Source organism: Campylobacter sp. RM9333, assembly GCF_020137705.1.
Lineage (GTDB): Bacteria > Campylobacterota > Campylobacteria > Campylobacterales > Campylobacteraceae > Campylobacter_E.
On the sequence record NZ_JACGAY010000012.1, the window covers coordinates 1 to 13,230 of the forward strand.

Sequence of the window (13,230 nt, forward strand, 5' to 3'; positions counted from 1 at the left end):
TACCATTATTTAATTTGCTTAAAGATTTTACTATTAGCATCATCACATATACAATATAAGGGATAAAAACCACTATAAATACAAATAAAGCAATAATAGATGTCGTAACAAAACTACTATTGATTAAATTTTCTAACTCGTGAGTATTCTTATCAATCTCATCTAAATAAACACCTGTTCCAATCCATAAAGAATTTGTATTAGGTATTAATGCTACATAAGATAATTTTGGTGCTGTAATATCAGTGCCTGGTTTAGGGAAAGGAAAGGTTACAAAACCACCACCAGAATTAGCCTTTTTGCTTAATTCTTGAATAAAAAAAGTCCCATCAGGAGCTTGCATTCCCTTTAAATCTTGTCCTATTAGCTTTTTGCTAACTGGGTGAGCTACTGCTGTGGTATCTTTATAAACGAAAAAATACCCATTACCATTGTCAAATCTAAAATTTTCTATAGCTTGTGCTATATAATCAATTTTCTCTTTTTCACTCTGTAAATCTTTTAAATGAATTGAAAGCGCATTAATCATTGCATCAGTTGATATTTTTAATTTTTCTTCTATATCAACTTGCATAATTCTTGCTACCTCATTTGAATTAGCTTGAATTGTCTTTTGATTATTATTGTAAAATAAATAAAGCATCAAAAATAAAACAAACAATCCTAAAATAATAACAAAACCAAGTTTTGCTTTTATAGTTTTTAACATTACATACTCCTTTTGAAACTTTAAATGAAACATAATTTTAAAATTTAAAAATATAAATAATGTTAAATTTAATTAAGATTTTAGGAATTTCAAAATTGAAATTCCTTCTTTACTTATTTTGCTTTAGATTTGCTAACTTCTTGCATTTTTATATAAGGTCCAAATCTATGTTGCTCTATGCTAAAATCATCATCATAAGGAGCTACATCCATATCAAGTGGTTTTGTCCTTCTATCAGGAAAATCTGCTTCACGATTAGCCTTAATTGGTCTTGGTTTTGAATTAATATAAGCTGCCACATCAAAAGCTTCTTCATCACTTAAAGTAGCATCACCTTTTGGCATATTACCTTTAATATACGAAGCTGCTTTTATTAGTCTATACATTCCAGCACCTGTGTTATAGCTATCATCTCCCCATAAAGCAGGATATACATAATATCCACCTTTTTGCTCGTCATTTAGCATTCCTGCCCCATCTTCGCCGTGACAAGCTGAGCATTTTTCTTCATAAATAACTTTACCTTTTTTAGGATCAGCTGCTCTATTTAATAATTTTACTTGAGTAAGTCCTTGCCCTTCAACATTAGCACCTACTGGCACACCTTGGCTTAAATAGTGCATATAAGTTACAATTGCTTTCATCTCTACTGAATTAATAGGCAATGGCTTACCATTCATAGAGCGTTCCATACAGCCATTTATACGATTTTCAAGAGTAGCGACTACATCGCCTCTAGCTAAGTATTGCGGAAATCTAGCATAAATTCCTACAAAACCTGATTCATAAGGAATAGTCCCGCCATTTGCGTGACAGCTGCTACAAGATAAATTATTTCCTGCATATCTTTTACTCTCATCTTTTGCCTTTGGACCTATGTAATATGTGGTTTCATTTAGGATTTTATTGCCTAAAATCACTGCTTCAATATATTTTGAGCCTTTAGGTAATTTTTCTTCATCTAAATACCCATCATCATTCATAGCACTCGGCACTACCCAATTCATTTTAGCTTGTTTAATGCCTGTTTCTGATTTGGTTTTATTCACACTTGGGTCTATCGCAAATGCAAAAGATGATAATAATAAAATCATACTAATTTTAGTTTTCATAACTTCTCCTTAAATTGATTTAAGAAAATGCTAGGATTTTTATGTGAATTTAATGTGAAAAATAAGCATAAAAATCGTAAAAAATTACAAAATTGTTACAAATTTACAAAAAATAAATAAAACTAAGAGAATTTAAAAAGATGAAGTATTAATTTTGATATTCTGTATTAAGTCAATTATAAGTATTATATTATTAAAATAAAAAACTAATATAAAGGAGAGAAAATGAGTAAAAAAATTAATATAATTATGGCTAGTGCGTTATGTTTTATATCTACAGGTTGCGTTATGCCAGAACTTTTAAATGTAAATAATGTTATAAACCATAACAACAATTCTAATACTAACACAGCTAAAATCATAAGAACATATCCTGATAAAACCATAGTAACTCAAGGAAATATGAATTATGGTAAAAAATGTGCGTTCAAAACAGACCCTAGAAATAATAAAGTTGTAGAAGTAGGCTATGTTATACAAGATGCTTGCTTGCCTGATTGGTGTAAAAAATGGTATGACAATGTAGATTTAGAACCTAAATCTGATTCTGATAAATTTCAAGTTGATACTTGCCATAGTTTTATAATATATAATGCGTCATTAGGATATAAATTGATAGAAGATTAATAAAAGATTAAATAAATTATGCCTTTAACTTTTTAAAGCATAATTTATTAATCAAAAAACTAAAAAATAAAATCTTTAAACCAACAATCAAATTCTTTTACACTTCATCTTTCAATACTTCTTCTCTTACATAAATTGTGCATTCTTCTTTTTCATCTAAGCTTCCGTCCCATTTATAAACAGCTAATATTTCTCTTAATAAGGCTATTATTTCTTTTTCACTTAATGTTTTATTATCTCTTATAGAAAGGATTTTATAAACTCTATTATAAACTACATTATCAATCTCTTGTTTGATATCATAATCTAAAATTATCCTTATATGTTCGCCTTTATAATATAAAATCCACAAAGATTTATTAAGTTTTGCATGGTCTAGTTCTGGGTCATCAAAATACATACAATTCATAAACCAGCAGTCTAATTCTTCATCTATTACAATACGCCAATCATAAGGAAATTTATGACATTGTCTGCCATACCAACTATTAGTATGTTCTCCGTAGATATAAGAAAGTGAGTATTTTTTATCTAATCTATCATCAATAATTGCGTTTTTAAAAGCCATTATTTCTCCTTTTTTGAAAATAAAATTCATATTTTAATTCTTTAAAATTTTATGGAATTTAAAATAAGAATTAGCTTTTATAAAAAATATAATATTTTATTTTTTTAAGCCAATTATCTTTAGTTTTTATATCTTTAATTAAACTTAAATTTGCAAATACTAATAAATCCAAATAACGCTGAATAATAGAGAACATAAAAGATAAAATCACAAAAACTAAGAAAAACAAAATTATAAAAATTAAAATATTATCATAAACAAAAGCCCTAGCTATAAAAAATGCAATACTAAAATCTAACAGACCAAAAATAATATTTATCATTTCGCTAATTTTTAATCTTGATATTTTGCCTTTTAAAATATATGAAACCTTACAATTAGGACATTGCAAGGTATGAATACCTAAGTCTTTTTTATAAGAAAATGATTTTAACTTTGAAATATTATAAGAGCAAAACTCGCATTCTTTATAAAACATTTTCATCTTTTTATAAGCTTTATGAAAAAATCTTTTAATTTAATTAATCTAGTTTTTTTAACTTCTAACTTCTCATTATCATCAATTAAGACAAATTTAGAAAATATAAATAAATTTAAATAATGCTCAAGTATTACCACAAAAAGCCCAATACCTAGAAAAGATACAAGCCATACAAAGATTAAAAAGACAGCATTCTTACTCACAAAATCACTGCATAAAAACACACAAAAAAATGGTAGCAAAAACACAGACCATCCTAAAATCTCATTCAAAATAGCATAAATCATTACAAAATATACTTTAAGTTTCAATCCATAAGAAGCATTGCAATTAGGACATTTTAAAGTATAAATTCCTAAATCCTTTTTATAGGTATATAATTTTAATTTTGAAATCTTACAAGAGCAAAGCTCACATTCTTTATAAAACATTTTCATCCTTTATATTTTTAAAATGATTTAATTTTTTTACAAAATATCTTCAAACACTTCATCTATTATATATGCTTTAAATTCTTTATCATTATTTAAGCTTCCATTCCATTTATAAACAGCTAATATTTCTCTTAATAAAGCTATTATTTCTTTTTCATTTAATGTTTTATTATCTCTTATAGAAAGGATTTTATAAACTCTATTATAAACTACATTATCAATCTCTTGTTTGATATCATAATCTAAAATTATCCTTATATGTTCGCCTTTATAATATAAAATCCACAAAGATTTATTAAGTTTTGCATGGTCTAGTTCTGGGTCATCAAAATACATACAATTCATAAACCAGCAGTCTAATTCTTCATCTATTACAATGCGTTCTTCAAAAGGAAATTTATGATGTTGTTTGAGATACCAATCATTAGTATGCTTAATACAAATATCTACAAAAGAATATTTCTTCTCTAATCTATCATCAATAATTGCATTTTTAAAAGCCATAAAATATCCTAGCAATTAGAAATTAGCTTAATGCTAATTCCTAATTAAATTCCAAAATGATTTATTCTTTTATAGCTCTTTTTGTTAGATTAGAATAATGTTCTATTCTTCTATCTCTTAAAAACGGCCACCAGCGTCTTATTTGTTCGCATTTTTTCATATCTATAGCAACTACTACTTCAAGCTCTTCGCTTTCATTGCTTCTAAATAGCTCTTTACCTTGTGCATCATATACAAAACTATTACCCCAAAAATCAATACCATTTTTAGTAGTTTCATTGTTATTTATAAAATGTTTTTTCTCATTTTGAGTAATGCTGCTTTCGCCACTAAGACTTACATCTTCAAAACCAACACGATTTACCCCCACAACAGGCAAACAATTAGCTATTGCATGTCCTCTTTGAACGCCTAGCCACGCATTTAATTGGTCTTGCATAGTTTCACTATCATCACTAACGCCGTTTTCATAAAGCCAACCAATAGCTGTAGGATATATTAAAATCTGCGCTCCATCTAAAGCCATAAGTCTTGCAGCTTCAGGATACCACTGATCCCAACATACTAAAACTCCTAATTTTCCTACACTTGTATCAATCGCACGAAAACCTAAATCACCTGGAGTAAAATAAAATTTCTCATAAAAATGCGGATCATCAGGTATATGCATTTTACGATATTTTCCTGCAATACTTCCATCACTCTCATAAACTATAGCAGTATTGTGATATAAACCTTCTAGGCGTTTTTCATATAAAGATGTAACTAATACGATATTATTATCTTTTGCTACTTCGCTCCAAAAAATCAAATCATTTTCATAATCACTAGCTAGGTCAAAATTATTAGTATTTTGCACTTGGCAAAAATAAGCACTTTGGTGTAATTCTTGTAAAATTACTAATTTTGCACCTTTTTTAGCAACATTTTTAATCTTTGCTTTTGTGATTTCTCTCATATTTTCGCTATATTTTTGTGATACTAAACCAATTTTTAACATATTTTTATCCTTATAAGTTTTCAAGATATTATCAAATTCTAGTTATTTTATATTCTTGATTATTTCCTTTCCTATAGTTCCTACCATTGTTGTATTTGGCGATACATCTTTTAAAATAGTAGCATTCGCACCGATTTTTGCATTTTTACCAATTGTGATATTGCCTAAGATAGTAGCACCTGCTCCAATTATTACTCCATCTTCAATGGTAGGATGTCTTTTACCACTAACTTTACCTGTGCCACCTAAAGTAACCCCGTGATAAATAGTAACATTATCTCCTATAATAGTCGTTTCTCCAATCACAACTCCCATTCCGTGGTCAATAAATAAACCTTTGCCAATTATTGCTCCTGGATGTATTTCTATACCTGTTAAAAATCTTGAAAATTGAGATATAAATCTAGCTATAAAAAATAATTTTTTCTTATACATAAAATGCGCTAAACGATGAAACAACACAGAATGTACACCAGGATATAATAAAAAAACTTCTAATTTATTTCTTGCTGCAGGGTCGTTTTTTAAAATATTTTCTAAATCATATTTTAAATTATCAAACATCAAAAATCCCCATAGAAATATATTTTTCTCCGCCATCAGGAGCTATTGCTAAAATCTTTTTATCATTTGGTAAAGTTTTTGCCAATTCTAAAGCTGCAAATATACTAGCACCAGATGAAATTCCTAATAATAATCCTTCTTTACTAGCTAATAATCTTACCATATTAATTGCATCAGCTTCATCTACACAAACAATATCATCAACCACACTAGCATCATAAATAGCAGGAACAAATCCAGCCCCTATTCCTTGAATTTTATGCGCTCCTGCTGTATTTTTACTAAGCATTGGAGATTGCTCTGGCTCTACTGCTATTACTTTAATATCTTTAAAATGCTCTTTTAATCTCTTACCAGCACCACTAATAGTCCCGCCTGTGCCTACTCCTGCTACAAAATAATCAAGAGTTTTAAATTCTTTTATGATTTCTTCTGCTGTTTTCGTATAATGTGCTTTTGTATTTGCTGGATTTTCAAATTGTTGTAAGATTATATATCTATTATCACTCTTTGCTAATTCTAAAGCCTTATTAATAGCACCTTTCATACCATCTTTTCCACTCGTAAGAATTAAATCAGCTCCGAAAGTTTTTATTAAATCTCGCCTTTCTTTACTCATAGTATCAGGCATTACTATGCAAGCTTTATAGCCCATTAATCTAGCAATCAACGCTAAAGAAATACCTGTATTTCCACTAGTTGGCTCTAAAATGATTGAATTAGAATTTAATTTTCCTTGTAATTTAGCTTCTTCTATCATAGCTAAAGCAGCTCTATCTTTTACACTACCACTTAAATTAAATTTCTCAAGTTTTACATAAACTTGAGCCATCTTATCATTTGTTAAAGCATTGAGTTTAACTACTGGTGTATTGCCTACTAAATCTAAAATATTTTTCATAATTACCCCTTGTTTTTAAAATAAAAATTTTATTATAAATTAAAAAATTAATTAAAAAGAGTAATTATGAAAATAAAATTATTCTTCAAATATATTCATACAAGAACAATGTAATGAGCCATTTTGCCTTACGAAGACTAAGGCATTTACTAAAATAATTTTATGATTAGGTAAAGCTTTTTGTAATTTTTGTCTTACTAATTCATCGTTTTTATCATCATAACAAGGCACTATTAAAGCGTCATTTACAAACACAAAATTAGCATAAGTGCAGCCTAATCTTTTGCCATTATAATGTTTTGGGCTAGGAATTGGTAGTGAGATTAGATTATATTTAGTTTTTTTAAGCTCATCTTCTAAGGCTTTTAAACTAGCGTAATTTTCATCATTTTCATCTTCGCAAGAACTATAAGCGATAGTATTTTCATCAATAAATCTAGCTAAAGTATCCACATGAGAATCCGTATCATCACCTATAATGACACCATTTTCAAGCCATAAAACTTCTTGAACTTTTAAATATTTTTTAAGTGTATTTTCTATTTCTTCTTTGCTTTGTTGATTTCTATTATCGTTTAATAAACATTCAGTAGTTGTTAATAATACCTTGCCATTAGTATCAATGCTACCACCTTCTAAAATAAAATCAATTTTATTTAGGTCTTTTTTAAGATAATTTTTAAACAAATTTTCATTAAAAGCATTGTCTAAATTAGAACTAAATTTATTCCCCCAAGCATTAAAAACAAAATCCAAATTATTATCAATTGGACCAAAATCTCTAATCCAAGTATCATTAGTATTAAAACAATAAAACTCTATATTATTTAACTTTTTAAACTCATCAAGATTTGCACTTTCGTGATGAACTAAAAGCACCTTACAATGATTTGCAATAGCTTTTGCAAATTCTAAATAAGAATTTAAAATCTCATTTAAATAAGGCGACCAATCGCTATCTTTATGAGGTAATGCTAATAATATATATTCACATTTTTGCCATTCTGCTCTCATTAACAAAACACCTTTATATAAGCATAAGCTGCAACCACTAACCATACGCATAAAATTGCTGCCATAATAAATGGCTTAAGACCAGCTTTGCTTAACATATCCTTTCTAATATTTACTCCAAGTGCCACCATTGCTAAGCTTAATAAAAATGTATCAAAAATAGCAATATTAGGCTTTATAACATTTAAAGCATATTCTGTATTTAAAATAGGCAAACTTGATATGCCACAAGCTAGTAAAAATCCTAAAGCAAACCAAGGAATTTGATTTAAGAAATTGCCTTTTTTTTCTTCTTTTTTAAATCCAAAACTAAGCATTAATAAAAACGGAACAAGCATTAAAACTCTTACCATTTTTATAACTATACTTGAATTTGCCCCATCAACTCCTATACTAGAACCCGCTCCTACAACATGTGCAACTTCGTGTAAAGTCCCGCCTACTAAAAAGCCAAATAATCTACCATCTAAATCAAATAGATTTTGAACCAATGGATAAACAAACATTCCAATACAACCATACACAACTACGGTGCAAACTGCTATACCAACTCTTGCCGAACCACCTTTTAGCACACTCTCACTAGCTAAAACAGCAGCAGCTCCACAAATACTAGAACCACTAGCAATTAATGCTGATTGTAAAAAGTCTATTTTTAATAATTTTCCTATTAATAAGCCAATAAAAAATGTAGAAAAAACTATAAAAAAAGCAAGTCCAACTCCACTTAAACCAATGCTTTCAATATCACTTAAAGAAATTCTAAAACCATAAAGAATAATCCCTAGTCTTAAAATCTGCTTAGTGCATACTCCTAAAGCACCTGTTTTTTTTAATAAGCTTACATTATGATGTGCGAAATTTCCAATAACAGCTCCCAAAATTACGGCAATTATTAAAGCTGATATTCCAAAGTTCTTAAAAAAGCTTAATTCACCAATAGCATAAGAACAAAATGCTAAAACTACTAATACTACATAACTTTCTATTTTTTTACTTTTATAAATTTTATTTACCCCCAAAGCTACTTGCTCTGGGGATTTGTTGTGTTTTTTACTCACTCTTTTTCCATTCTACTTACTGCATTTATACCAATTAAGCTAAAACCTGTTTTTATACATAAAGCAACTTGAGCAAATATTTTTAAATATTGCTCTTCATTTTCATGTCCAATAACTCTAGTTTCATTATAAATTTTATGAAATGAACTTGCGATTTGTTTTAAATAATCGCATAATTTAGAAAGAGTTCTGCTATTAAAAGCGTCTTCTAAAACATCATTTAAAGCTAAGGCGTCAAATAATAAATTAAGTGCATTTTCATCCTTAAAATTACTCAAACTAACATTGATTACATCATTAAAGTTTTTATTAGCTTTTGCAAATATTTGATGAATTCTTGCGTGTGCGTAGTTTATATAAAAAATAGGATTTGAATTATCTTGCTTTTTAAACTCATCTACATCAAACTCAAGCGGGCTATCACAACGCTTGCTTATAAAAATATATCTTAAAGCATCTACGCCAATATCATCTAAAACATCGCTAAATAAAATGACATTACCTTTTCTTTTACTCATTTTATAAGGTTGTCCGTTTTTTAGCAAATTAACCATTTGAGCTAGGATTACTTCAAGATTATTAGCATCATGCCCTAAAGCACTCATAGCAGCTTTTACACGAGCAATGTAGCCATGATGATCAGCTCCCCATATATTAATAACTTTATCATATCCCCTACTTAATTTATCATCGTGATAAACAATATCAGCTGCTAAGTAAGTCCCCCTACCATCTTCACGCACGATAACTCTATCTAAATCATCTCCATATTTTGTAGATGCTAAATATAATTTATCATCTTTTAAATATGTAGCTTCGGCTTTTTTTAATTTTTCTAAAGTTTCTTCAAGCTTTGGATAATAAGCAGTTTCGCTTACATAATTATCAATCTTAATTCTAGCATTTGCTAAAGTTTGCTTGATTTCTTTTAAGACTTCATCTTTAGCTAAACTTGCTATTTTGGTTTTGTTATTTATAAAATCATCTTTGAATTTATCATAAAAAATTCTAGCAAGTTCTTGCATATACTCGCCACCATAAAAACTTTCAGGATATTCAACATTTTCTTTTAAAACAAAATCTCTTATAGCTAAAATAACGCTTTCGCCTAATAAATCTATTTGATTACCTGCATCATTTACATAATATTCTGTATCAAATGTATAGCCTAAATGTTTTGCAATTTTATTTAAACTATCTCCATAAATAGCACCCCTTGCGTGCCCTATGTGAAGTGGTCCTGTAGGATTTGCACTTACATATTCAAGCAAGATTTTATAATTTTTTTTAGGACTTTTTGCAAAATCTTCTGGGTTATTTAAAGCATTTTTACATAATTTATCTAAAAAATCATTTGATAATTTGAAATTGACATAAGCATTCACTGCTTCAACACTGCTAAAAATCTCACAATTTTTCAATTTTTCTGCAAAATCTGCTGCAATTTTATTTGGGGCTAATTTAAGCTCTTTTGCAAAGCTAAAGCAAGGCATTGCAAAATGAGCTAAATTTCTATCTTTTGGACTTTCTAAACTAAATTCGCATTCTAATACTTTTGATAAATACTCTTTAATACTTTCCTTTAGCATTAGGCTTTTTGCTCGCTTTTTACTTCATTAGCTTCAGTTTTTTTAGTATTATCAGCTAATTCATCAATTTCATTCACAGGCTTTGCAGTAGTATCATCTGCCATTTCTTTTTTAAATGTTTTAATACCTTTTCCTAAGCCTTTTGCAAGTTCTGGTAATTTTTTACCACCAAATAATAAAATGATTACTAATAAAACAATAATCCAGTGCCATCCACTACCTATTCCCATATTATTCTCCTTTTTTCCATTCTGAAATAAATTTTTTAATGTCTTTATTTAACACTTTTAAGTTTGCTGCTTGGTAAAGTAATTTAAGCTCTTTATAAGCTTTTTCCAAATCATCATTTATAATAAAAAAATCATATCTTCCAATAGCTTGAACTTCAGCAGTTGCATTATGAAGTCTTTTAGCAATTACATCAGGATTTTCTGTGCCACGAGAAACAAGGCGTTCTTTTAATACTTTTTCATTCTCAGGACTTATAAAAACTGATAAAAAATCTTTACCTAATTTATCTTTTACTATTCTAAAGCCTTGAACATCTATATCTAAAATAACATTTTTACCATTTTCTAAAGCGTCATAAATTGGTTTTAATGGCGTTCCATAATAATTCCCATGAACATTAGCATATTCTAAAAATTCATCATTTTTAATTCCTAATTCAAATTCTTCGTGGGTCAAATAATAATAATTTACACCCTCTTTTTCTCCTGCTCTAGGAGCTCTAGTGGTTGCTGATATTGAAAAATAAAAATCATTATAATCTTGTGCTAAACGCTCTAATAGTGTGCTTTTGCCCGCACCACTTGGGCCTGATATTAATAAAATTCCTGCCATAATTAATCTTTAAAACTTATATTAATTGATATATTTATATCTTTTATACGATTTTTCGTGCCTTTTGTGCTATTGATAATAGCTTGATTTACTGCTTTTGTAACATTTTCGCTAACTTCACTAATGTCATCATCAACATTTGCTTCTATGCTATTAGTAAAATCATTATTTTTTTCTTTTATATCTTCATTATTGTCTAATAATTCTACAACTTCCTCCCCTAACGCTTTTTTAATTTCAATTTCATTTAAATCATCAAAATCACTCACTTTTTCATCTCCTACAATTTCTTGAATATCTTCAATATCATCTTTAATATCATCAAAAGCAGCTAAAGAACCTAATTCATTATCTTGAATATCTTCTAAATGATTATTAACATTCAAATCTTCTTTCACATCTTCAAATTCTTCTTCTAAACCACTATCAATAAAATCATCTTTCATATCTTCAGCTACGTCTAAATCACCCGTAACAACATCAAAATCATTTGTTATTTCTGTATTTAAATCATCTTCTAAATCTTTAAAATTATCATCTTCATAACTATTGTTTATATCTTCTTCTAAATCATTTGAACTTGTAAAATCAATATCATCCTGCAATAAATCTTGATAATCTCTACTTAATTCTTCAAAACTTTCAGGTAATGAAAATTCATCAATATTATTCAAATCATCTAAATTTAAATCATTATTTAAATTCTCTTCTAAATCATCTATGTCTTTCGTAGTTTTTAAATCTTCTTCTAAAACAATAGCATTACTTAATTCATCTAAATTCTCAATATCACTTAAAGTATCCAAATCTTGCGATAATTCATCATTATTTAAATTCTCATCTTCGTTAAAATCAGATAATTTCGTATCTAATTCATCATCTAAAGAATTTAAATCATCAAGAGTACTTAAATTCTCATCTATTTCATCATTAGTATCATCTAAATCTTGTGGTAACTCATCATCTAAAGAAGTTAAATCATTAAAACTATCCAAATCTTGCGATAATTCATCATTATTTAAATTCTCATCTTCATTAAAATCAGATAATTTAGTATCTAATTCATTATCTAAAGAATTTAAATCATTAAGAGCGCTTAAATTCTCATCTAATTCATCATTAATATCATCTAAACCTTGAGTTGGTTCATCATTATTTAAATTATCAAGTTCTTCAATATTATCCAATTCTTCACTAAATTTATTATCAACATCATCTAAATTCTCTAAATCTTGCAGTAATTCATCATCTAAAGAAGTTAAATCATTAGAACTATCTAAATCTTGCAATAATTCATCATTATTTAAATTATCAAGTTCTTCAATATTATCTATATTAAAATCATCTATAGAATTTAATTCATCAGTATTATCTAAATCAAGCTTAGTTTCCAAACCTAAACTATTACCAAAATCATTCAAGTCTAAACTATCTAAATCAGTGATATTATCTATTTTAAATTCTTCCAAATCAATATCATCACTTAATAAATCAATATTATCTAAATCACTAGTATTAAAATCTTCTTTTAATTCGTCTTTAAAACTATTTATCAAATCTATAAAATCAGTAGGTAAAAATGGTTTATGAATAACTATTGCATCATTACTTGTTTCATTTTTTGCTAATATAAGAATTAGTTTTTTAGACATTTGTTGACATAATTTAATATCAACTTCACACTCATTATCAGCTATAATAATATCACAAGGTTCAAGCTCTTCTAAATTATTTATTTCTTTATAAGTAATATTTAATTTTTGCAAACTAAGGCTTATTAATCTTGAAATTGCTGGATTTTTATTAATTAATATTGCATTCAT

At 27.7% G+C, this 13,230-nt stretch carries 16 protein-coding genes; 1 reads left to right on the plus strand and 15 read right to left on the minus strand.

Going from position 1 to position 13,230, the window contains the following annotated elements; genetic code table 11:
* Both AVBRAN9333_RS05420 and AVBRAN9333_RS05425 read right to left on the minus strand, forming a co-directional pair.
* Nucleotides 1-709 (minus strand): cache domain-containing protein (locus AVBRAN9333_RS05420; RefSeq protein WP_336608413.1); only part of this gene is annotated, 709 nt, incomplete at its 3' end.
* Nucleotides 710-822: 113 nt separating this feature from the next.
* Nucleotides 823-1,821, minus strand: a complete 999-nt coding sequence (locus AVBRAN9333_RS05425) for a c-type cytochrome (protein WP_214150613.1) — start codon at nt 1,819-1,821, stop codon at nt 823-825.
* A gap of 225 nt (nt 1,822-2,046) precedes the next feature.
* Here AVBRAN9333_RS05425 and AVBRAN9333_RS05430 point away from each other — a divergent pair, with 225 nt between their 5' ends.
* A complete protein-coding gene (locus tag AVBRAN9333_RS05430; RefSeq protein WP_214150614.1) occupies nt 2,047-2,448 on the plus strand; it encodes a hypothetical protein in 402 nt (133 codons plus the stop codon).
* Nucleotides 2,449-2,545: 97 nt separating this feature from the next.
* Here the strand turns inward: AVBRAN9333_RS05430 and AVBRAN9333_RS05435 are convergent, their stop codons facing one another.
* The 13 genes from AVBRAN9333_RS05435 to AVBRAN9333_RS05495 all read right to left on the minus strand — a co-directional run bounded on the left by AVBRAN9333_RS05435 (nt 2,546) and on the right by AVBRAN9333_RS05495 (nt 13,230).
* Nucleotides 2,546-3,016, minus strand: coding sequence for a hypothetical protein (locus AVBRAN9333_RS05435; protein ID WP_336609565.1), 471 nt, complete (start codon nt 3,014-3,016; stop codon nt 2,546-2,548).
* A gap of 70 nt (nt 3,017-3,086) precedes the next feature.
* The gene (locus AVBRAN9333_RS05440; RefSeq protein WP_336609566.1) at nt 3,087-3,500 is read right to left on the minus strand and encodes a hypothetical protein; all 414 of its coding nucleotides are present in this window, start codon (nt 3,498-3,500) and stop codon (nt 3,087-3,089) included.
* Complete coding sequence (locus AVBRAN9333_RS05445; protein ID WP_214120144.1) at nt 3,497-3,928, minus strand: hypothetical protein; 432 nt, start codon at nt 3,926-3,928, stop codon at nt 3,497-3,499. The genes AVBRAN9333_RS05440 and AVBRAN9333_RS05445 overlap by 4 nt, the downstream gene beginning before the upstream one ends.
* Before the next feature lie 36 nt (nt 3,929-3,964).
* On the minus strand, nt 3,965-4,435 hold the full coding sequence (locus tag AVBRAN9333_RS05450; protein ID WP_214120145.1) for a hypothetical protein: 471 nt from the start codon (nt 4,433-4,435) through the stop codon (nt 3,965-3,967).
* Nucleotides 4,436-4,496: 61 nt separating this feature from the next.
* Entirely contained in the window at nt 4,497-5,435 is a 939-nt protein-coding gene (locus AVBRAN9333_RS05455) for a carbon-nitrogen hydrolase (protein WP_214115728.1), read from the minus strand.
* Between the two features lie 42 nt (nt 5,436-5,477).
* The gene (gene epsC / locus AVBRAN9333_RS05460) at nt 5,478-5,999 is read right to left on the minus strand and encodes a serine O-acetyltransferase EpsC (protein WP_336609567.1); all 522 of its coding nucleotides are present in this window, start codon (nt 5,997-5,999) and stop codon (nt 5,478-5,480) included.
* On the minus strand, nt 5,992-6,900 hold the full coding sequence (gene cysK, locus AVBRAN9333_RS05465) for a cysteine synthase A (RefSeq protein ID WP_239803500.1): 909 nt from the start codon (nt 6,898-6,900) through the stop codon (nt 5,992-5,994). The genes epsC and cysK overlap by 8 nt, the downstream gene beginning before the upstream one ends.
* A gap of 78 nt (nt 6,901-6,978) precedes the next feature.
* On the minus strand, nt 6,979-7,914 hold the full coding sequence (locus AVBRAN9333_RS05470) for an agmatine deiminase family protein (protein WP_336609568.1): 936 nt from the start codon (nt 7,912-7,914) through the stop codon (nt 6,979-6,981).
* Nucleotides 7,914-8,975, minus strand: coding sequence for a YeiH family protein (locus AVBRAN9333_RS05475; RefSeq protein WP_239803498.1), 1,062 nt, complete (start codon nt 8,973-8,975; stop codon nt 7,914-7,916). The genes AVBRAN9333_RS05470 and AVBRAN9333_RS05475 overlap by 1 nt, the downstream gene beginning before the upstream one ends.
* A complete protein-coding gene (argS, locus tag AVBRAN9333_RS05480; protein WP_267524420.1) occupies nt 8,972-10,564 on the minus strand; it encodes an arginine--tRNA ligase in 1,593 nt (530 codons plus the stop codon). Before argS ends, AVBRAN9333_RS05475 begins: the two co-directional genes overlap by 4 nt.
* Nucleotides 10,564-10,794, minus strand: a complete 231-nt coding sequence (gene tatA / locus AVBRAN9333_RS05485; protein ID WP_214115733.1) for a twin-arginine translocase TatA/TatE family subunit — start codon at nt 10,792-10,794, stop codon at nt 10,564-10,566. Before tatA ends, argS begins: the two co-directional genes overlap by 1 nt.
* 1 nt (nt 10,795) lies before the next feature.
* The gene (gene gmk, locus AVBRAN9333_RS05490; protein WP_214115734.1) at nt 10,796-11,407 is read right to left on the minus strand and encodes a guanylate kinase; all 612 of its coding nucleotides are present in this window, start codon (nt 11,405-11,407) and stop codon (nt 10,796-10,798) included.
* Nucleotides 11,408-11,409: 2 nt separating this feature from the next.
* Nucleotides 11,410-13,230, minus strand: coding sequence for a hypothetical protein (locus AVBRAN9333_RS05495; protein ID WP_336609569.1), 1,821 nt, complete (start codon nt 13,228-13,230; stop codon nt 11,410-11,412).

Excerpts from the sequence above, each read along its gene's own strand:
- AVBRAN9333_RS05430 (WP_214150614.1), top strand. The coding sequence starts at position 2,047 with ATGAGTAAAAAAATTAATATAATTATGGCTAGTGCGTTATGTTTTATA.
- AVBRAN9333_RS05455 (WP_214115728.1), bottom strand. The coding sequence starts at position 5,435 with ATGTTAAAAATTGGTTTAGTATCACAAAAATATAGCGAAAATATGAGA.
- AVBRAN9333_RS05470 (WP_336609568.1), bottom strand. The coding sequence starts at position 7,914 with ATGAGAGCAGAATGGCAAAAATGTGAATATATATTATTAGCATTACCT.
- AVBRAN9333_RS05425 (WP_214150613.1), bottom strand. The coding sequence starts at position 1,821 with ATGAAAACTAAAATTAGTATGATTTTATTATTATCATCTTTTGCATTT.
- epsC (WP_336609567.1), bottom strand. The coding sequence starts at position 5,999 with ATGTTTGATAATTTAAAATATGATTTAGAAAATATTTTAAAAAACGAC.
- tatA (WP_214115733.1), bottom strand. The coding sequence starts at position 10,794 with ATGGGAATAGGTAGTGGATGGCACTGGATTATTGTTTTATTAGTAATC.
- gmk (WP_214115734.1), bottom strand. The coding sequence starts at position 11,407 with ATGGCAGGAATTTTATTAATATCAGGCCCAAGTGGTGCGGGCAAAAGC.
- AVBRAN9333_RS05495 (WP_336609569.1), bottom strand. The coding sequence starts at position 13,230 with ATGAATGCAATATTAATTAATAAAAATCCAGCAATTTCAAGATTAATA.
- cysK (WP_239803500.1), bottom strand. The coding sequence starts at position 6,900 with ATGAAAAATATTTTAGATTTAGTAGGCAATACACCAGTAGTTAAACTC.
- AVBRAN9333_RS05450 (WP_214120145.1), bottom strand. The coding sequence starts at position 4,435 with ATGGCTTTTAAAAATGCAATTATTGATGATAGATTAGAGAAGAAATAT.
- AVBRAN9333_RS05445 (WP_214120144.1), bottom strand. The coding sequence starts at position 3,928 with ATGTTTTATAAAGAATGTGAGCTTTGCTCTTGTAAGATTTCAAAATTA.
- AVBRAN9333_RS05440 (WP_336609566.1), bottom strand. The coding sequence starts at position 3,500 with ATGAAAATGTTTTATAAAGAATGCGAGTTTTGCTCTTATAATATTTCA.
- argS (WP_267524420.1), bottom strand. The coding sequence starts at position 10,564 with ATGCTAAAGGAAAGTATTAAAGAGTATTTATCAAAAGTATTAGAATGC.
- AVBRAN9333_RS05435 (WP_336609565.1), bottom strand. The coding sequence starts at position 3,016 with ATGGCTTTTAAAAACGCAATTATTGATGATAGATTAGATAAAAAATAC.